Origin of the sequence: Dyella sp., assembly GCF_035508675.1 — a bacterium.
GTDB lineage: Bacteria > Pseudomonadota > Gammaproteobacteria > Xanthomonadales > Rhodanobacteraceae > Dyella_B.
On record NZ_DATJMN010000317.1, the window covers coordinates 1 to 19,539 of the forward strand.

Consider the following 19,539-nt stretch of genomic DNA (forward strand, 5'->3'; position numbering starts at 1 on the left):
GCGCTCCAGTTCGCGCAGCGCCAGGTAATAGAGCGACAATGTTGGCAACGTTTCGGGTGTTTCCTGCAGACGCCTCTCCAGTATGGCGGCCTCCTTCGGGTGCGCTTGCAACGCCTTGGCGAGGACAGCCGGAGCAATGAACGGCGGCGAGTTGGGAGCGGCAAGATCCGGTAACACACCAGGAATCAGTGCGTCGAAGGCCACCAGCGGTGTGAGCACGGCGCGCGATATGAGTTGGGGGGTTGAAACGGTCGCTCCGCACGTCACCAGCGCACCAGCGTAGATGTGCGGGTAGCGCTCGATGCTTGCCACCGCTTCCAAGCCGCCCAGCGAGAAACCATAAATGTAGGTGTGCGCCGGGCGGGCGAAAGTATCAATGAAATATTGGCGAAGACGTTCGTTATCGACAATCGCATCGCCAACGGCCCAGCCTTGCGATGCGTATTGGCTCTGCGCGACGGCATAACCCTGTTTCAGAAAGATGGGCGTCGCGTCAGCTGCTGTCATCGGCGCCTTTATCGGCGCGCCTACAGGCTGGTAGCCATGCATCACCATCACCAGGTCGCCGTTCCAGGCTGCCGGAATATCGATGCGGTAGAGCACCCCTTCTAGGGTGCCGGCGTGGGTGCCAGGCTTCAGATCCGTGGCATATGCGGGCACGGAACCGATGGCGATCCAGGCTGCCACCACAAGCCAGCTATTGATCAATCGAAAGTGCGAAGCTGTGCGTTTCACGTGATTACTCCTAAGGAGAAGATAGGCATGCAGGCGCCGTTGCGGCCATTCGGGGTGGTGGCTACAAGTGGATTGATCGCGGGAGAGATATCGGCCCGATCTCCGGTACGGGGACCATCGTGGCAAACCGGTTGTGAAACGAACTCAGTGGTAGTGGAAGGCGCTCACCATGTTCGAGTACCCGTGTATTGGAAGGCGCTGGCCAGGGTTCCATCTTCGTCGACCACCAGCAACACCGTTTCCGTGCCGTGCTGACGCTTGACGAGGTAACTATCTGAGCCGAATTTGGTGACACCCGTGAAGGCGTAGGACTCAACCGGTCCGAGCTCGGCGAGAAACTTCTCTCTTGACGCCTTGTTGTGGGCGCGCACCCAGGCCAAGCCATCACTCATGCCTGCGCCGCCGCCAGGATCGCTGAGGAACAGCCGCAATGCCTTCTCGCTACCCGGGAACGGTTTCTGCGCCTTGATGCGGGTTGCAAGCGCGTCACTGATCCGATCAGCGGCGACCTTGTCGACGCGCGGCTGGTCGAGGATAACGCGTCCGTTCTGTTCGGCGATCAGTCGTAAGGCACGCCCATTGGCGCCCGTGACGAAGTGCACGGTGACATCGATACTCTGCTGCCCTGCGAATCGGGTCTCATTAAGAGGGTTTATTCCCTGCACAGCGAACCGGCTCTTGCCAAGGGGGACAATATGGAATGGTTTCGGCACTCCGATCTGCCCGCTGACACTGACGGTGAGACCGTTCCCGGCGCGCGTCACGGTAATGAGGGAGATAGGGCTGACCTGGTAGAAGCCTACGTAACGGTCGAGCATGTCGTTGCTCGGCATGGCTGGATTGTCAGTACCCCGGTAACTGATGTCGGGTGGCGTTACCTGCGTCGCGAAGGCTGCCATGCCAAGCGTAATGCATACCAATACCGCTACCGACGCACCCGTCCACTTCTTCGGCTTACGCAGCATGTGTCTGATCCGCAATTCCAAGAACGATACGGAATCGGACATCGCCGGCACCACACCAAGGCGGCTCGACTGGCGCTGGCCCACCTGTATCAAGGTTTCGCAATATGCGCCAACGTCATGGCCGCCCGACAGGACGCGGGCGTCGCAGTCCACCTCCATGGCTCGACGCAGGCGGTGAAATTGCCACCATAAGAGCAGATTCCAGGGCATCAGCGTCAGCAGCAGCAGAGCAAGCGCAACGATCTGTGGATCGCGTGCATCCAGATGCGAGCGCTCATGGGCGATTGCGCACTGCTGTTGTTCCTCGCTCGCTTGCAACAACCACGCGGGCACGACGATACGCGAGCGCATCAAGCCGACGACAGCCGGTCCTGCGTCGGGCGCGATCAGAACACGCGTGCTGCACACTTGCGCTTCGCGCCATCTGCGCTTACGCCGATGCAACAGCACGGAGCCAAGGATGAGACTAAGAAACATCAGCGCCGAGGCCGCTACCCAACTGCCGCGTATCAGCGTATCGATGTGGACGGTTGTTTCGTACGGCTGTGCCTCCTCCAGATCGAGCAGTATCGGCGGCATCGGTATCGATGTCGTGTTGCGCAGGGCGATTGATGTCGAAGTCCGGCCGTGCTCAAGGGCCTGTGGAAGCCGGATCGACGCGGTTGCAATCACCGTCGGTAACACCAGCGAACCGGCCATCATCGTCAACCACGACCAGCGTGTTGCTGCCCGGCGTACCTTCGCCGCACGCTCAGCGGCAAGCGCTGCCACGCTCAGCACAAGCGTGACCAGCACGGCATACATCATCCAGGCCACCATCACGGTCTCTCCTTGTCGGACCGTTCGGCCAGCAGTTTCCGCATACGGCGTATCTGCTCGGGACTGAGCTTCTGCTCGGACACCAGGTGTGAAAAAAGCAACTCCGCCGAGCCTTTGAACAGCTTGTCGGTCAGATGCTGCACGGCGTTCTTGCGCGCTGCCTGCTCCTTGATGCTGGCAAAGTAACGATGCCCGCGCCCTTCCTCCTCGTGTCCGACATAGCCTTTGCCTTCGAGCGTTCGCAGTACGGTAAGCACGGTGGTATATGCGAGCTCGTCGCTCAACCGTTCGCGGACTTCGGCGACCAGCGAGGGCCCGTGATCCCACAATGCCTGCATGACATCGGCTTCGCGATCGGTAAGGAAAATCTTTATGATGTCTGCTCACCCCCCTTTCTACTATGGGCTTAGTAGATACTCGGGACTTTCATCTTGTCAACTATTTACATAGTTGATCGATGACCCGTCGCACTGTCTGCACGAGAACTATCGCATTGCCAGCGTCGAAAGCAGACCTTGTCACGGCACTGCTGTCGTTGATATTCCCCAGAGGGAGACCACTCCGCAGGCCATCCTTCCCCCATCACGCTTGTCCAGCCGCATAATCGTCACTTGCCAAATTTCCTCCACAAATGTCGAAATCAGGCCTTGTACATAGCAGTCAAACTCGGCCAGCAGTATCTGCAGACCGCTGCGCCCTGACTGCCGCTAATTAACGATCTTGAGAGCGCGCTTGTCCGCCATTTTGGTGCAGGACGAGCGCTTCGATACGGCCGCTCGGATCGCGCTCGAAGTTGACTTTTGCATCGACCACCCGGTAGAAAAATTTGTCGCGCGCATTGGAATAGACCGGAAAGCCTGGCCGGTCACCCAGCTTCACCACCAACTGATCGTTTGCGCGAAACACGTTAAGCAGCATCTTGCCGGCGGTCGGCCGTGAATCCGATAAAGCTCGCGTAGACGTCCGTCATCCCGCTGTGCCGGATTATGTTTTTTGCCACATGCGTTTGCTAAAGCTGAAAATGTGACCACTCTGCACTTCTTCACCCGTTTGCCTTTGTGTCATCGTCGATGTGTTTGCACGGCTCCGTGTAGGTGAGTCGTCGTCGCAAGAGCACTGACTACAGTGGTGGGAGGAAATATGCGGATTTCGCGCGCGGTGGATACCCGGAGTACCGTGGACAAGAAAACGAATGTGCTGCAACGCGTCATGCAAAGCGTCGGTGCCCTGCTCTTGTCCATGTCGCTCAGCAGCACATTGATGGCGCAAGACGCGCCGCTCGTACTGCAGCGGGACGGGCGCACCATTTCGCTCGAACCCTACGCCCCGAACATCCTGCGCATAACGATCAGCACCGACCGAGCAGCCGCGACGGCGGCGCCCGGGTACGGATTCGTGGCGAAACCATCGGCACAAGGATGGACCCACTCGCAGGACGCCGCTGGCGAAGATGTTTTCCGTTCGCCCAGGATGGTAGTGCGCGTAGCGCCGGAGCATCTTGCACAGAACCAGCTTCCCCAGCGGATGCCGCTGGATGCGCTGAACAATCAGTTGCGCGAGAAATACTTCGGCGGATCGAACAACGACCAAGGCCCGCACGACGACGCCTTGCTGGTCGCCACCGCCGCGGGCAAAACACTGCTGCACATGCGCACGTGGACGATGGCGCCGGAGCGGCCGGATGTGGCGCAGGCGGATGCAGGCGCCAAGGGCTACCGCGTCGAGGCGACCTTCGACTCGCCCGCCAACGAGCATTACTACGGACTCGGGCAACAGCAGCAAGGCTGGATGGATCTGCGCGACCACCAGATTCACTGTTGGCATGATTACGGTGCGCTTGGCGGCGAAACTGTCTGCGTGCCTTTCATGGTGTCCAGCCTCGGCTATGGCCTGGTCTGGGACAACCCTTCGAAAACCACGATAGATCTCGGTTTCAACAATCGTAACGTGTGGTCGTCGGAAGTGGGCAACCGGGTTTCGTATTTCGTCATTGCCGGTGACGACAGCGACGAAATCTACGCGGGTTATCGCTTGCTGACGGGCGTAACGCACGTGCTGCCCAGGAACGTTTACGGCTACATCCAGAGCAAGGCGATCTACCCTACGCAGCAGCAATTGCTGGACGTGGCTGACGAATACCACCGAAAGAACCTGCCGCTGGGCGTGATGGTGGTGGATTTCCTCAACATGACCAAGCAGGGCAACCTGGACCTGGACCCGGCGCGCTGGCCCGATCCGGCCGCGATGAACCGCCAGCTGCACGCAATGGGTGTGGATACGCTGTTGAGCGTATGGCCGCACTTCTCCAAGGGCTCGCAGTTCTACGACATGCTGGCGCGCAAGGGCTGGCTGGTGCATACGCGCGATGGCGTGCCGGATCCCGGCTGGTTCAAGGCGGTGATCGGGCCGAACATCGACACCACCAAACCGGAAGCGGCCAAGTGGTTCTGGGAACAGATCCGCGACCGCTACATAAAGCCGTACGGCTTCGATTACCTGTGGCTGGATGAAACGGAACCGGATATCGACCCGGCGAATGACGTGTTCTGGGTAGGCTCGGGCACGCGCTATTACAACGTGTATCCGCTGTTCCACACCGCTTCGGTGTACGAGGGATTCCGCCGCGATTTCGGCGACAGCCGCAGGGTGATGATCCTGGCGCGCGCGGCCTATCTTGGCGCGCAACGCAATGGCACCGTGTTCTGGTCCAGCGATATCTACTCGACCTGGGACATGCTCAAGCGCTCGATTCCGGCGGGGCTCAATTTCACCGCGACGGGCATGCCGTATTGGGATACCGACATCGCCGGATTCTTTTCGCCGTTGATTCCCGCCGATTATCACGCGGCGCATAAACCGCTGATCGATGGCTCGGACGTGCGCGGCACCATCGGCAACTACGAGGATTACCCCGAGCTGTTCGTGCGCTGGTTCGAATGGGGCACGTTCCAGCCGGTGATGCGCGCGCACGGCGAACGGAAACACAACGAAATCTGGTCCTACGGCAAGCAGGCCGAACCGATCCTGGCCAAATATCTTAAGCTGCGCTACCAGTTGCTGCCCTACACCTACTCGCTGGCCTACCGCAGCTACCAGACCGGCGCGCCGTACATGCGCGCGCTGTTCATGGATTTCCCGACCGATCCCAAGGTGGCGAACATTCCCGACGAATACATGTACGGACCGGCTTTCCTGGTGGCGCCCGTCACGGCGCAAGGCGCCACCCATCGCAGCGTGTATTTGCCGGCCGGGTGCGACTGGTACAACTACTGGACCCGCCAGCGCTTCCACGGCGGCCAGACGATCGACGTGGATGCACCTATCGATACCCTGCCGCTGTTCGTCAAGGCAGGCAGCATCGTGCCGCTAGGGTCGGATGACGGCACCGCGCAGAAGCAGCAAAAGATCGTTTCAGTAAACGTGTATGCGGGCGCGGACGGCAGCTTCACCCTGTTCCAGGACGATGGAAAAACCTACGCTTACGAACGGGGCAAATACACCCTCACCAAGCTGAGATGGGATGATGCCGCCCATCAGCTGAAACACGAGGGAGCGCCAGCCTGGAGCGGGCCGGATGCCGCCGTGGTGAACGTGGTGGACGGCCACGTGCGGGAGCCTTGATGGGCACTTCTATAAATGTTCGCCCCCCCCGCACGCATGAAGGCGCCGAGGGAACTGCTTCGGACGTGTCGCGCGCCTCGCGCGGATGCTTGAAGCGAATGACATAGATCAACTCGCCCCTGATGGACCTATGGTTTGATATCTCAAATGCCTTCTTTTTGGGCTTCCCGCAAAAGCCGGAAAAAGAGGGCGCGATCATGCAAAGAAATACGTGGTACGCGGCCAGTTGGGCTGGTGATCGCAAGAGATACGTGATCAGGGGGTACCGGATGTACATCGATGACTATTTGCGCCTCCTTTTACGGGAGATGAGAGAGAATTCGACTTATTCCACATCCCGTAATGCGTGGGTGATTTCTGGCTTAAATGCCCAAATCGCGTTCTTTGAACACGTGGATCAACTGCCGCCCGAGCTCGTTTGCGTTCAAGAAGTCTTGGAGGAAGGGGAACGCAGGGGATTATGGAAAATCGATTCAGTCCCTGAATTGGGGACAGATATCATCGCGATGAAATAGCAACATCGCCACATTGCTTGTCGAAAACCAGAGTTGTTTCAGGCCATGCCGCGATCAGGCGCGACGGCATCCCCATGTCCTCGCCTTGAAGAACCTCAGTGTTGCCTTAAGTCCGCGACAGGCTCTCCACCGTGGATTTCAGGACCGGCAGCGTCGTCCGCCAATAAAATTCGACATGCTTCAGGCCGGACGCCGGGCCAATCTCCCAATCCCTGCCGCGGCGGTGTGGCGAAGGGGGCACCGCCTGCCTCACCGTCAGCACCGTCTCGTCTCCTTGCGCCTCCAGAACCAGCGTGATCGTTGAGTAGGACTGCGGCTGATCCGGCAAGCCGGAGATGCGTGACCAATAGGCGTATTGCAGCAATGAGGGAGGCTCGACTCGTAGCACCCGCCCTTTGTCGCAATAGCGCCTGTCGCCAATCATGGCCTCTATTTCGATCGAACTGCCGGCCGCCCAGTCGGTCCTGAAATCGGCCATACGCCATTTCTCTCCCGCCCGCGGATCGATCAGCGCCCGCCAGACGGCTTCCCGGCCTGCTGCGATGGCGATCGACTGGACGACTGTATTCGACGGCATGGCGATAGGCGTGGTCATGGTGTGGGCAGGCTCGATGATGGTAACCGACCGTCCTTACGCCGCCATCCATATATAGGGTGCTCCACGCAGGCGGCCACTCGTGCATTGCGCCATGCCATGGCGATTCGCCTTGCGCCCTATACACCGCCTACACATATCCGGGCTCATCGTAGGGAAGCGGCGTGCGCCCGGGGGGAAGTAATCGTGTAAGTGTCACAAATCCCGTGCGGGATAGAGGCCGCCGCGTACATTTTGAACGCTAGCATTCAGAATGCTTTTTGGTGCCCGTCGGTATCGAACCAACAAGCAACCGAGTTCTTTTCTTTATGACCTGCGAAGGAGTTCAGCTATGCAACAGAATGATGATGTCGTTTCCAGTTGGCTCAACGGCACGGACAGCATCGGCGGCCTGGATAATCCGGCCGGCCCGCTCTATGTGGATGGCGCCACCGAGAAAAAGATGACCAGCCAGGCGGGTGCGCAAATCATGCAGACCCTGCTGAAGACATCGCAGTCCTGCGCTTCCGGCTGCGCTTGTTGTTGATTTTCCACTCATGCCGGCACAGCCGATGCTGGCTGTGCTTTGGCCTTTTCCATAACCTGCGAAGGAGTTTCAGCTATGCAACAGCATGATGATGTTGTTTCCGGTTGGCTCAGTGGCTCCGATAGCTTTGGTGGTTTGGATAACCCGGCCGGCCCGCTCTACCTCGATAGCGCTACCGAGGAAAAGATGAGCAGCAAGGTGGGCGCGGCGATTTTCTCGACCCAGAAGACGACGCAGTCCTGCGCCTCCGGCTGCGCTTGTTGCTGATTATCAGCAAGGCCAACGCACAGTCCGATACCGGCCGTGCGTTGGCCTTTTCCATGTCCTTATCGTGTGTTCGCAACAAGGCGATTTGAAACGCATGATGGCTGACACCCCTACTCCCGACGCCTTCGCTCCCATCATCGACCACTTCAGCGCTTCCACGCGTGCTGCATTGGCGCAGCGCCTTGCAGCGGTCCCTGGGCTCGATGCCGGCGAAGTGTCCCTGATCGGCACAGCCGCCGACGAAGCACTGCGTTTCAACGCACGCCTCAAGCTAAACCGCGTGTTATTGCTGGAATTGCACGCGGCTAATCGGTGCGGTCAACTTACCGCGGAAAGCGACGCGGACCGTCACGAGCAATTTGTCGACTATGCACAGCAGACCGACTTCGCGGAACATCTGGATCGACGGTACCCGTCGCTGCACCGGCGCCTGCAACAATCCCTCGATCAACAAGCCAGGGCGATCGAAACACTTGCCGCGCGCCTTGCCGCCGATCGTGCCCTGTTGACGCACTTCTTCGGTCGTCCTGCCGGGCGCCTCACCGCTGTGAACATGGGACAAGGCGATCTGCACGCCGGTGGCCAGGCCGTCGCGCGGCTGTCGCTGGAAGCAGGTGAGATCATGTACAAACCGCGTTCGCTGCGTATCGACCTGGCGCTCGATGCGTTTTTGCAACGCGTATTCGGCGAGACGGCCGATCGCATCTGCGTGCCGGAAGTGCTCGACCGGGGCGACTACGGTTGGGCCGCTTTCGTGCATCATCGCTATTGCAACGGCGACGACGAGCTGCGCGCGTTTTATCTGCGGCTAGGTCATTGGCTGGCGGTGTTGCGCCTGCTTGGTGGCACCGATATCCATCACGAAAACCTGATTGCCGCCGGCCGCGTGCCGGTGGTCATCGACGCCGAGAGCCTGTTCGCCGTCATCCCGAAACCAGCCACTTCCGGATGCGGGCAAGCGCATGACACCGCACAAGCCTTGATTGCAGGATCGGTCCTGCGCACGGGCATTGTGCCATTTCGTTCGTCGGATACCGGCTTCGATGGCGCCGACCTGTCGGCGGCCGGCGCGCTGCCAAACCAGCAGCCGAAGATACAGATTCCCGTCATCGTCGATGCAGGTACGACCGCGGCGCGCCTGAAGCTCGTCGACACCGATATCGTCCACTCGCAGAATCATCCCAGCGCCCTTCCCCAGGTTTCCGCGTATTGGAACCAGATCAGCGAAGGGTTCCTTGCTGCGTCGGCCATGTTGCGTACCTTCGACGCAAATGGTTTGCTTGAAACATGGCTGCTCGACTTTCAAGGTTGTCCGGTGCGCGATCTTCGCCTTCCCACGCAGACGTATGCGGAGATCGGCCGCATGCTGTGGCATCCCGCCTCGCTTCATGATGAGGGCAAGGCGATCGAGCGCGCCCGTGACCTGTTCTCCCGCAACGCCGCCATCACCTCGGTAAGCGTGTCCACCCCCGCGGAAATAACCGGCGCGATCGACGATCTGCTGCACGGGGATATTCCGGTGTTCGTTGCCCCGCTGGCACGCACACGGATCGACGCCGCCCTGGCGGATTGGCGTGCGATGCGCATCGACCTGGAAGAGCTGACCATTCGCAGCGCCCTGGTCACCACCGAACTCAACCGGCTGGGCAATCTGCCGGACGCGGCCAGCGACGGCCGCCTTTGTCGTGCGCAGGCGCCCCATGCCGAGCATCTGGACGCGCGTCGGCGCAAGTTGGCCGCGGATGCGATGAAACGCCTGTTGCAACTGGCTGTATCCGGAGCCGATGGCTCGATCACCTGGATTACGCCGGAGACCACCAGCGAAGGCTGGTTTATCCAACCGCTGCAGGGCGATCTCTATTTCGGCCTCGGCGGGGTCGCGGTTGCACTCGCAGGCTATTTGCGTGAAGTCGAAGCCGGCCGCGCAAGCCTGGTGCCGGGTACCGAAGATGCATTGAACGGCGCACTGCATACCCTGATTGCGCTTGAAGTCATCGAAAAACCCAGAAACCTTGGCGGCTTCGCCGGCTACGGTGCGCAAATCTGGACGTGGCTGACATTGTGCGACGTGCTGCGGCGACCGGCGTTGATCGCGCGCGCCGTTGCCAGCGCCGAAGCACTGGAAAGCAGGGGTTTCCACGCCGACGACGGTTTCGACGTCATCGATGGCGCGGCCGGCGTCATCGTGCCGCTGCTGGGCTTGGCTGATGCCACCGGTGATGCACGCTGGCTGGCGTTGGCGGCGGGCGCGGCACGGCATCTTGAGCAAACCGCTGTCGTCGATGCGGTTGGCGCGTGCTGGATGACGCGGTTCGAGCAACCCATCGGCGGCTTCTCGCACGGCGCCACCGGCATCGGCTGGGCACTCGCACGGCTTGCTGCATCCGAAGCAGGCAGCGACGCCGATCGCGCCCGCTGGCGTGCGCTGTCCGATGCAGCGTTCGCGTTCGAAGACTCGCTTTACGAGGAAAACTGCGGCAACTGGATCGACAAGCGTTACCCGGAACTCAATAAAAGCCACGACACCTGGTGCAACGGCAGTGTCGGCATCGGCCTAGCCGCGGCAGACCTGTATGCGCGCAGCGGCGATGACCAGCACTTGCGCCGGTTGCGGCGCGCGATGGCCGCCGCACGCGGCAAGTGGGGCATCAGCCACACCTTGTGTCACGGGGATTTTTCGCTATGGGAACTGTACATGCGCGCTGCCGCGCTTGACCCTGTTGCAAGTGCGGAAGATTTGACCGAATCAGCGGCACAGGTGATTTCGTCGATCGAAGAGCATGGCGGCATCATCACCGGCAGGGCACGCGCTGCGTTCACGCCGGGGCTGATGAACGGGCTTGCCGGTGCGGTGCATGGCTTGAGCCGGTTGCATCTGGATTGCACCTTGCCCTCGCCGTTGCTGTTGGAGGTAGTGCCTTGGCACGGTGGCAGCAAGCACTCTCGGCTTAAGCTGCACGTCGATGCCGTGTCGTAGGCTGGGATGAAATCCCGACTCTCTTGAGCATTCTGATGCCGGGATTCCATCCCAGCCTACTGTTCATAACCGAAGCGCGTAGGTTGGCGGTGAGCGTATGCGAACCCCAACGTTGCCATGCAGATGGCGACGCTGGGGTTCGGCGTCGCCTCACCGCCAACCTACCAGGTATCGCACCATGGCCTTAAGTTTCGTAGGCAGGATGAAATCCCAGCTTTCCTAGACACCCTCACCACCCCACCGTAATGGTCGCCACCGTTGGATTGCTCCCGATCAACGAGGAACTGAAACCACGCACGTCGTCATACGGAAAGCCATAGGTAAGCCCATTGATGCTGTGCGCATGCCAGAACGCGGCATACGAATTGGTCGGTGCGCTGTTGTAGAAATCCGCCGACGTATTCCACGCGGCCGCGTTCTCGGCCACGTGGCGGTTCAACGCGGCATCTACTTGCGCCTGGATCTGCAACTGCTTGGCCGTAGCAACGCCTGCCGCGGCGTTGCTGGCGTCATTGAACACGCCGTTGCCCAGCAGCACCTCCTGCGTGGTGGGCACATTGTTGATGTAGTACGTACCCTGCCCGTCGGTGAACACGAATTGGTTGCCGACCACGTTGCCGGTGAAGGTGCCCTGCGCATCGGTGAAAACCAGCGACTGACTGCGGTACTGGTTCCAGATGGATTGGATGTAGCTGTCCAGGTAGGTGGCCTGCGCGCCGCCAGCACCGAAACTGCCGTGCGCCGGTGCCACGATGCGGTACGGCGCCTGCACCTGGGCCAGCGATTGGAACGCTTGCGGCACTTGCGCCACGAATTCCTGGAACAGTGCGGCGCGGCTTTCCGTTTCGCCCACGGTCTGGTCGTAGCCGCTGGGGTCTTGCAGTTCCAGGCGGATCGGCATGCCGAATTGATCCACGCGCGTGGTGTTGCCGTAGAAGTTGGTGGCGTTGATGTTTACTTCTACGAAATCGAAAGTCACGTTGATGTTGGGATCGCTGGGGTTGTCGATATTCGGACCGGTGTAGCCGTACACCGGATTGCCGACGGCCTGGATGTACATGGGGCTGGCGACGCTCAGGTAGATGCGCGCGGAAAGAATCTGCGGCACGGTGAACGACTTGCACTGCGAAAACGGAATCGAATAATCGGCGTAGCTCTGCCCGTTCTTGCTCAGCGCGCCGTTGTCGCCCGGCGCCATCGGAATGAGATCACCGGCGCAATCGACATGCACGAACGTGCCCGGATGGGCCGGATCCTGCCCGACCATGGTCCAGTAGATCTGGCCGTCGGCGTACGCGCCATTGGTACCGTTGACCAGGTTGAAGGTAGTGCCGGCGGCTGGAAACACCGGGCTTGATGGCGACGGTGTCGGTGTCGGTGTCGGCGTGGGTGTCGGCGACGCGTACGCCAAGGTCTGCGTAGGCGTATTTACGGCCGATCCGTCGCTCTGGCCAATGGTGAACCAGTAACTCACCTGCTCGCCGTTGGTAAGGCCGGAAACCTGATAGCTGTTGTCGGTGCCGCTGTTGCTCATGCGGACATTGAGCTGGCTGCCGCCGGCAAGCGTGTAGTGCAGATCGGCCCATGCACCGCCGTCGGCATAGAACTGTACGACCCCGCCTGCTTCGTCGGTGGCGCCGTAACTCGATGCCGGCGTTGGCGTTGGTGCAGGCGTAGGAGTTGGCGTCGGCGTCGGTGCGGGCGAGCTGCCGCAACTGCCTTGCGAAGTCCAAGGCTGGCCGCTGCCGGCGCCGCCGTTGTTGGTGGCAGGGTCGTTACCCTGCGTCCACCAGTTGGCTACGTAGTTGATGCCGTTCTCGCTGGCAACGTTGCCTTGCGTATAGACGGCCGAAGCGCTCCACGCCGCCGCGCACGTTGTTTGCGCATGCACCGGCTGCAATGGCATGGCCGTCAGCGCGGTGGTGGAAAGGGCCGCGCAGATGGTGCTGCCCAGCGAGCCCAGTGCCAGCGTGGGCCAGGTTCTCGACGCGTTTCTGTTTTGCATGGACTGTCTCCTTTGCGATGGGTGAAATCACTGCCAAGCGTTGGGAACAGGCGATTCCACGGCATGTTTTTGATGCAGCCGCGTGGGGACAGTCGCCGTCGGATTTTCTGGTTGTCGTGGCGCCGATGCCAAAAGTACAAGCGCTGTCAAATGAAAATACAAGCGCTGTCATTTTTCCGTGATGGCGGTCATGCTCGCAACCGTGGCGCAGGTTGGCGGTGAGCCTCGGACTTGATCCGGCGTGATTCCCAACGGCGTGATGTGCATGGCATCGTTGGGGTTCGGCTACGCCTTACCACCAAGCTGCGGGTTGTCTACGTTTGTCGGCGCATTCCTCAGCGCACGCCGCGCACCGGCACGATCGCCCAGGCGCTCAGCGCAACCAGCATCGCCGCCACCACGAACAGCACCGCATAACTCCCATCACTCGCCAGCAAAATGGCCGGCGCAACCGCCGGCATCAGCGACTGCGGCATGACGTTGGCGATGTTGAAGATGCCAAGATTGCCCGCCGCATGGGTTTCGCGTTGCGGCAACACGTCGGTCACCAGCGCGAGATCGGTGGCCAGGTACACCCCTTGCGCAATGCCGCCGATGGCCATGCCGGCGAGAAACCAAGCATACGAAGCGGCGAAGGCAATCATCAGCAAGGCCAATGCATACACCAGCGCGGCACCGGAGACGAAGGTTTTGCGCCGCCCCACGGCATCGGACAAGCCGCCGCCCACCGCGCTGAAGATCGCCACCATGCAGAACTGCACCAGCGTGGACAGGAAGATCCGGCGTGGCACCTCGGCCGGCGCGCAGCCCAATTGGTGAATCAGGTAGAGCCCCTGATAAGTCATCAGCACCGCAATGCCGGCGTAAAGCAGGAAACGGCTGCTCCACGCCCACGCAAAATCAGGAAAGCGCAGCGGATTGATCCAGTAGCTGCCGAGGAATTCGCGCCATCCGTAACGCGGCCGCTGCGCCATGGGCAAGCGGTGATCGGGCAGCATCCAAACCAGAACGAATGCGCAGGCCAGTGCAATGGCGCCGGGCACCAGGAACATGGCGAGCGTGGAATCGGCAAGGGCTTGCATGAGGAAGGTGCCGCCGATCATGCCCACGGGCAGGCTGACGCCCACGATGCCCGATACTGTGCCGCGCTGCGGCGCCGGCACCTGATCGGCAAAGATCGCTGCCAAGGCGGCCAGCTCCGCGTTGTATGCCAATTGCGTGATGCACCAGCCCAGCAGCAGTTGCGGCACCGACACTGCCGTCGCGATGACCGCCAGCCCCATCACCCCGCCCAAGGCGCCAACGATCAGCCATGGCCGGCGCATGCCGAACTGCGACGTGGTGCGATCCGACAGGCGGCCAAAGAACGGGTTGCCGAACAACGCCATCAGCGCGCCCACGCCTACCACCAGCGACAGGCTACCGGTTGCATGTGCCGGATCGAGTTCATGCACGCGCATCGTCAAGCCGGTCAGGATCGGTGGCAGCAGCGCCATCCATAGGCCCATGTAGGCCATGCCATAAACCACGATGAACGTCGCACCGACCTGGCGCGCGGGCCGGCTGCCATCGGCGCCCGCCCCGCCCGGCGGGCGTCCGCACATCACCGTTTCAGCTGCGTCGTCGATCACCACGTTCGCATCCCCGTGAGCCCGCATGCCAGGCGCATGCCCAACGATGGCCCGGAGCGAATGCTACGGCTTTTTGAGTGCCGTGGTGGAGGCGCGCTGTTGCATCTGGTACGGCACGCGCGCATGCAGGCGCATGGCCGGATCGCGGATGGCCTGCAACACGCTTTCGGCGGCCAGGCAGGCGATTTCGCGGCAGGGCTGGCGCACCGTCGTCAGGCCAGGCGAGATCAGCTGCGACACCGGCGTGTCGTCGAAGCCGCATACCGACAAGTCGTCGGGGATGGCCAGCCCGCGTTCGTAAGCCTCGCGTATGACACCGCAGGCCATGTCGTCGTTTGCCGCAAAGATCGCGGTGGGCGCACGCCGCCGCTTGAGCAGCGTGCTGGCGGCAGCCACGCCCGATGCGAACGTGAAATCCCCCTCCATCACCAACGATTCGTCGTACGCGATGCCGGCCTTGCGCAGGGCATCGCGATAGCCGCTGAGCCGCCAAGTGCGCGCACCGTGCCCTTGCAACCCGGCGACGTGGGCAATCCGCCGGTGGCCGAGCGCAATGAGATGTTCGACGATGTCCGCCGCCGCCTTGCGCTCGTCGAAGCCGATGTCGATGCGCGACTCGCGCAACTTGGAGGAGATGGTGGAATAACGGATGTCCAGCTCGTCCAGACGCTGCAGCAGCTTGGTGTTGTTGGCATGCGGCGGCACCAGCACCAGCGCGTCCGGGCGGTGCGTCGCCACGAAGCCGTCGATCTTTGCAGCCAGGTCGTCCGCCGCGTCGAACGGATGCAGCACGGCGTTGTACGGCGTGCCCTTGCATGCCTGCAGCACGCCCACGATCAGCTCCATGATGTAGCTGGAGTTGGCCGTCGGATTGTCGTAGACCAACGCGACCAGGTACGAGCGGTTTCCCGCCAGGCCGCGCGCCGCCGGGTTGGGCACGTAGTTGAGCGCGCGGATCGAGGCTTCGATGCGCGCGCGCAGCTTGGCGCGCACGCTCGTATGGCCGTTGAGGACGCGGGACACCGTCTTGGTGGATACGCCGGCATGCGCCGCGACGTCTTCGATTCTCGCAGGCATGTAGCCCCATCATGAATGACTTGCAGTGGCCCATGCTAACCCAAGCGGCAGGCGCACCACTACCTGGATTTCACTCTTTTCGGTCCAAAGTACCAGCGCTGGTATTTTCATATTGACAGCGCTTGTACATTTTTAATAGCGTGCGTCGCGGGCAGAAACCCGCATGCTGCAATGCGCAACGCGAGGGGAATAGGCAATGCTTCGAACTTAAGGATGCTCTGATTAATTCAGCGTAGGTCGCAGAGGCCTTGTATTTCGGTGGCGCCGGCGAAGGCCTGAAAACCACCAGCATCCTTAAGTTCGGAGCATTGAAAATAAAGGGGCGCCCCCACGAGGGACGCCGCGATGCGCCTTGCAGCAACGTCGCCGCCTTGCTTCCGGAGATCGCCAAAGGCGCACGGTGGCGGGTGTTCACTGCACAACGGGGAGATTTAAGGAATGAACAAGCCATCCACGCATTCGCCTGCGCGCAACGCCAACCCACCGCGCCGGCTGTCCTTCGCCATCGTGATGGCGCTGTTCGCCGCGGGACAACTGCACGCCCAGGCCGAACAAGCTGCGCCGCCGACGAACGACCAGGCCGCACCGGCCACAAAGCCGGACGCGAAGGCGGCGGCCAAGAAAAAAGACAGCGCCACCAAGACCGATGAGAAGGAGGCCAAGCTGCTCAGCGGCCTCACCGTCAACGGCTACTCCAACAGCTTGAACCAGGCGCAGGACATCAAGCGCTACGCCGACACGGTGGTCGATGCCATCTCGGCACAGGATGCAGGCTCCCTGCCCGACACCTCGGTGACCGAGGCGCTGCAGCGCGTGCCCGGCGTGGCGGTGAGCGCCTTCGGCGTGGCGGCCGATCCGGATCACTTTTCCATCCAGGGTTCAGACATCAGCCTGCAGGGCCTGCCTTACACCAGCACGCTGTTCAATGGCCGCGAAGTGTTCTCTGCCGGCGGCGGCCAGGGCTTGAACTTCTTCACGGTATCGCCGGAATTGATCGGCTCGGTAGTGGTGAGCAAGAACCAGACCGCCGACATGATCGAAGGCGGCATCGCCGGCTCCATCGACTTGAATACGCGCAAGCCGTTCGACAGCAAGAAGGATACGCAGGCATCCATCACCCTCGGCACGTACTGGGGCGACCTGGACAAGAAAGGCACGCCGCAGATCGCCGGCTTGTTCAGCCACAACTGGAACACCGAGATCGGCCGCTTCGGCGTACTGCTCAACGTGGCCTACGACCGCATCGATCAGCAAGACAATGCGATCTCGCTGGTCGATTTCCAGCGCCGTTGCGATGGCTGCTCGCTGCCCAACGGCCGAACCGACAGCTTCCCCGGCCTCGCGCCTGGCCAATACGCCTACGTGCCGGTGGGCGCCGACCTGCGCGTGCAGGACGAAACCAGCACGCGCTTCGGCCACGTGCTGGCGGCACAGTGGGAAAGCCCGGATAAGGCCTGGCAAGCCACGCTGGAATGGGATCGCGCTTCCGATACGGAAACCACCTACGAACACACCTTGCAAGCTTCGACGGATGGTTGCGCCTTTGGCCAATCGCTCGCCGGATGCGCGGTGCCGGTCGGAGGCGCCACCTACGATGCCAATGGCGTGTTCCAGTCCGGTGTCATCGGCGGTGCGCCCGGTTCATCGAGCTTCCTGCCCATCACCTACGGCGGCGTGCAGACACAGCTCGACAGCACCGCCTTCCGCAACCGTTACGTCACCAACGACTACAGCTTCAACCTGAAGTGGAACGTCAACGACCGCTTGCACCTGAGCGCCGACGTGCAGGACACCAACTCCACCTACGACAACCTCTACTACTACATTCGCCAGCTGACCCAGGCCGACTGGGGCCTCACCCTGCATGGCAACAACGTGCCCAGCGTCAGCCTGCTCTCGCCAGACCCCAACGAAACGGCGGCGCAGTATTTCAGCAACCCCAACAACATGTACTGGGCCGCGGCGCAGGATCACTTCGAACATTCCTGGGGCAACCAGCGCGCCCTGCGCCTGGACGGCACCTTCGACGTGGACGAAAGCTTTATCGACAACCTGCAGTTCGGCGTGCGCCATTCCGACCAGCATGAAGTAGTGGAAAACTCCACCTACAACTACGAGGCCATCAGCTCCCCTTACGGGCAGAACGCGGTCACCGCCGGCGAGACCACCGGCGACGTGTCGCCATACAACCTCAACCTGCCCGGTTTCAGCGGCAGCAATTTCGGCGGCATCACCGCGCCCTACTTCAACTTGAACCCGCTCACCCAGTTCCAGCAGGCCGCCGCCACCATCCAGCAGATCAACAAGCTGGCCATGGCCATGAACCCGCCTGGCACGGTCGGCCCGTATTACACCCTCTGCGAGCGCACGCAGTACGTGTCAGGCGATGTTTTCGTGCCAGGCACGTGTTACCTGCCGCAGGAAGTCGCCTCCAACGAGGAGAAAACCAATGCCGCCTACCTGCGCCTCAACTTCGGCAACGACAACACCGACTTTCTCAGCGGACTGCAGATCAGCGGCAACGTAGGCCTGCGCTACGTGCACACCCAGGATGATGCCGAAGGTTATCTGATCCTGCCCAACCAGCCGGCGATCCTCAACGGCATCGGCGTCACCCAGTACTGCATCAACCAGACCAAGGGCGGCGCCACTGCGGCCCCTGGCACCTTCTGCGCGCTGACACCGGCGCAGCAACAGCAGTACATCGACTTTGCCAACGGCGCCTACACCCCCATCACCGCGCGCAGCGGTTATGGCAACTGGCTGCCCAGCTTCAACTTGTCCGTTGGCTGGACCAGCGACCTGATCACCCGCTTCGCCTTCTCCAAATCGGTGTACCGCCCCACGCTCAATCAGCTGCAGGCCGGACAAACGGTCAGCGGGCTGCTGCCCTATGGCACCAACGGCAGCACCGTGCCGACCGTGGGCAACGGCTACAGCGGCACCAACCCGTACTTGCGGCCGATCATGGCGCACAACTTCGACATCTCGCAGGAATGGTATTTCGGGCACGCGGGCTCGGTCTCCGCCATGTTGTTCTACAAGCAGTTGAACAACACTATCCAGACCATCACCAGCGTGGTCGACACCAGCGTGATCAACAACGGCGTGACCTACCCCGAGCAATACACCGTGGGCCTGGCCAACTTGAACAAGGGCGGCAGCGTGCGCGGCGTGGAGATGGCCTATCAGCAGAAATACGATTTCCTGCCCGGCTGGCTGTCCGGTTTCGGCACGCAGGCGAACTACACCTACATCAAGCCGCAGAACCTGAGTTACGGCTCCACCAACTTCTGCCCCAGCGGCTACGCGCCGGCCACACAGTGCGTGAACCAGCTCAAGCTGCCGCCGTATGAACTGTCGCGCAACACCTACAACTTCACCGTGTATTACGAAAAAGGCCCGCTGTCCGCGCGCCTGGCCTACAACTGGCGCTCGAAGTACCTGATTACCGGCTACGAGGCGGATTATCCGTTCCTGCCGGTCATGGCAGATTCGCAAGGCCAGTTGGACGCCTCCATCATCTACGCACTCACCGATCACGTGAAGCTGTCGCTGCAGGCGGCAAACATTTTGAATTCCACCTTCCGGACGCAGGAAATCGTCAACACCGATGGGCTGAGCGTGCCCAAGGGCTTCTTCCGCGACGACACGCGCTACAACCTCAGCGTGCGCGCGGATTTTTGACGCGTTGCCAAGCGCGTAGGTTGGCGGTGAGCACAAGCGAACCCCAACGTTGCCATGCCGAACGCCATGTTGGGGTTCGGCGTCGCCTCACCGCCAACCTACGAAGATCCGCGCCCCCA

15 protein-coding genes are annotated in these 19,539 nt (G+C 61.4%); 7 read left to right on the plus strand and 8 right to left on the minus strand.

Going from position 1 to position 19,539, the window contains the following annotated elements; genetic code table 11:
- From VMA74_RS16765 to VMA74_RS16780, 4 genes are all read right to left on the minus strand, one after another.
- A partial coding sequence (locus VMA74_RS16765; protein ID WP_325369019.1) for a DUF6351 family protein occupies positions 1-735 on the minus strand: 735 nt, incomplete at its 3' end.
- A gap of 164 nt (positions 736-899) precedes the next feature.
- Complete coding sequence (locus VMA74_RS16770; RefSeq protein WP_325369045.1) at positions 900-2,519, minus strand: M56 family metallopeptidase; 1,620 nt, start codon at positions 2,517-2,519, stop codon at positions 900-902.
- The gene (locus tag VMA74_RS16775; protein WP_325369047.1) at positions 2,519-2,896 is read right to left on the minus strand and encodes a BlaI/MecI/CopY family transcriptional regulator; all 378 of its coding nucleotides are present in this window, start codon (positions 2,894-2,896) and stop codon (positions 2,519-2,521) included. Before VMA74_RS16775 ends, VMA74_RS16770 begins: the two co-directional genes overlap by 1 nt.
- A 334-nt stretch (positions 2,897-3,230) precedes the next feature.
- Positions 3,231-3,425: a hypothetical protein gene (locus VMA74_RS16780; protein ID WP_325369021.1), complete on the minus strand. Its 195-nt coding sequence runs from the start codon at positions 3,423-3,425 to the stop codon at positions 3,231-3,233.
- 270 nt (positions 3,426-3,695) lie between these two features.
- Between VMA74_RS16780 and VMA74_RS16785 the strand changes: the two genes are divergently transcribed.
- Together VMA74_RS16785 and VMA74_RS16790 are read left to right on the plus strand one after the other, a co-directional pair.
- On the plus strand, positions 3,696-6,140 hold the full coding sequence (locus VMA74_RS16785; RefSeq protein ID WP_325369023.1) for a TIM-barrel domain-containing protein: 2,445 nt from the start codon (positions 3,696-3,698) through the stop codon (positions 6,138-6,140).
- Between the two features lie 122 nt (positions 6,141-6,262).
- Positions 6,263-6,655: a hypothetical protein gene (locus tag VMA74_RS16790; RefSeq protein WP_325369025.1), complete on the plus strand. Its 393-nt coding sequence runs from the start codon at positions 6,263-6,265 to the stop codon at positions 6,653-6,655.
- A gap of 106 nt (positions 6,656-6,761) precedes the next feature.
- On the opposite strand, the gene VMA74_RS16795 is transcribed toward VMA74_RS16790, so the two are convergent.
- The gene (locus VMA74_RS16795) at positions 6,762-7,250 is read right to left on the minus strand and encodes an SRPBCC family protein (protein ID WP_325369027.1); all 489 of its coding nucleotides are present in this window, start codon (positions 7,248-7,250) and stop codon (positions 6,762-6,764) included.
- 331 nt (positions 7,251-7,581) lie between these two features.
- On the opposite strand from VMA74_RS16795, the gene VMA74_RS16800 reads away from it, so the two are divergent.
- The 3 genes from VMA74_RS16800 to VMA74_RS16810 all read left to right on the plus strand — a co-directional run bounded on the left by VMA74_RS16800 (position 7,582) and on the right by VMA74_RS16810 (position 11,020).
- A complete protein-coding gene (locus tag VMA74_RS16800; RefSeq protein WP_325369029.1) occupies positions 7,582-7,776 on the plus strand; it encodes a DUF6229 family protein in 195 nt (64 codons plus the stop codon).
- Positions 7,777-7,851: 75 nt separating this feature from the next.
- Positions 7,852-8,043 carry a DUF6229 family protein gene (locus VMA74_RS16805; RefSeq protein ID WP_325369031.1) on the plus strand — a complete coding sequence of 64 codons (192 nt, stop codon included), beginning with the start codon at positions 7,852-7,854 and terminating at the stop codon, positions 8,041-8,043.
- A 94-nt stretch (positions 8,044-8,137) separates the two neighbouring features.
- Positions 8,138-11,020 (plus strand): type 2 lanthipeptide synthetase LanM family protein, encoded by a 2,883-nt coding sequence (locus tag VMA74_RS16810; protein WP_325369033.1) that lies wholly within the window; start codon positions 8,138-8,140, stop codon positions 11,018-11,020.
- A 229-nt stretch (positions 11,021-11,249) separates the two neighbouring features.
- Here the strand turns inward: VMA74_RS16810 and VMA74_RS16815 are convergent, their stop codons facing one another.
- A complete protein-coding gene (locus VMA74_RS16815) occupies positions 11,250-13,025 on the minus strand; it encodes a beta-1,3-glucanase family protein (protein WP_325369035.1) in 1,776 nt (591 codons plus the stop codon).
- A 17-nt stretch (positions 13,026-13,042) separates the two neighbouring features.
- Here VMA74_RS16815 and VMA74_RS16820 point away from each other — a divergent pair, with 17 nt between their 5' ends.
- On the plus strand, positions 13,043-13,207 hold the full coding sequence (locus VMA74_RS16820; protein ID WP_325369037.1) for a hypothetical protein: 165 nt from the start codon (positions 13,043-13,045) through the stop codon (positions 13,205-13,207).
- A 153-nt stretch (positions 13,208-13,360) separates the two neighbouring features.
- Here the strand turns inward: VMA74_RS16820 and VMA74_RS16825 are convergent, their stop codons facing one another.
- Together VMA74_RS16825 and VMA74_RS16830 are read right to left on the minus strand one after the other, a co-directional pair.
- On the minus strand, positions 13,361-14,659 hold the full coding sequence (locus VMA74_RS16825; RefSeq protein ID WP_325369039.1) for an MFS transporter: 1,299 nt from the start codon (positions 14,657-14,659) through the stop codon (positions 13,361-13,363).
- Between the two features lie 60 nt (positions 14,660-14,719).
- Positions 14,720-15,733: a LacI family DNA-binding transcriptional regulator gene (locus VMA74_RS16830; protein WP_325369041.1), complete on the minus strand. Its 1,014-nt coding sequence runs from the start codon at positions 15,731-15,733 to the stop codon at positions 14,720-14,722.
- A gap of 438 nt (positions 15,734-16,171) precedes the next feature.
- Between VMA74_RS16830 and VMA74_RS16835 the strand changes: the two genes are divergently transcribed.
- Positions 16,172-19,420, plus strand: coding sequence for a TonB-dependent receptor (locus VMA74_RS16835; protein WP_325369043.1), 3,249 nt, complete (start codon positions 16,172-16,174; stop codon positions 19,418-19,420).
- Positions 19,421-19,539: the final 119 nt, after the last annotated feature.

Bases quoted from the DNA above. Each gene is read 5' to 3' on its own strand.
- VMA74_RS16770 (WP_325369045.1), bottom strand. From the start codon at position 2,519: ATGGTGGCCTGGATGATGTATGCCGTGCTGGTCACGCTTGTGCTGAGC.
- VMA74_RS16830 (WP_325369041.1), bottom strand. From the start codon at position 15,733: ATGCCTGCGAGAATCGAAGACGTCGCGGCGCATGCCGGCGTATCCACC.
- VMA74_RS16820 (WP_325369037.1), top strand. From the start codon at position 13,043: ATGGGTGAAATCACTGCCAAGCGTTGGGAACAGGCGATTCCACGGCAT.
- VMA74_RS16810 (WP_325369033.1), top strand. From the start codon at position 8,138: ATGATGGCTGACACCCCTACTCCCGACGCCTTCGCTCCCATCATCGAC.
- VMA74_RS16805 (WP_325369031.1), top strand. From the start codon at position 7,852: ATGCAACAGCATGATGATGTTGTTTCCGGTTGGCTCAGTGGCTCCGAT.
- VMA74_RS16835 (WP_325369043.1), top strand. From the start codon at position 16,172: ATGAACAAGCCATCCACGCATTCGCCTGCGCGCAACGCCAACCCACCG.
- VMA74_RS16800 (WP_325369029.1), top strand. From the start codon at position 7,582: ATGCAACAGAATGATGATGTCGTTTCCAGTTGGCTCAACGGCACGGAC.
- VMA74_RS16815 (WP_325369035.1), bottom strand. From the start codon at position 13,025: ATGCAAAACAGAAACGCGTCGAGAACCTGGCCCACGCTGGCACTGGGC.
- VMA74_RS16790 (WP_325369025.1), top strand. From the start codon at position 6,263: ATGGACCTATGGTTTGATATCTCAAATGCCTTCTTTTTGGGCTTCCCG.
- VMA74_RS16795 (WP_325369027.1), bottom strand. From the start codon at position 7,250: ATGACCACGCCTATCGCCATGCCGTCGAATACAGTCGTCCAGTCGATC.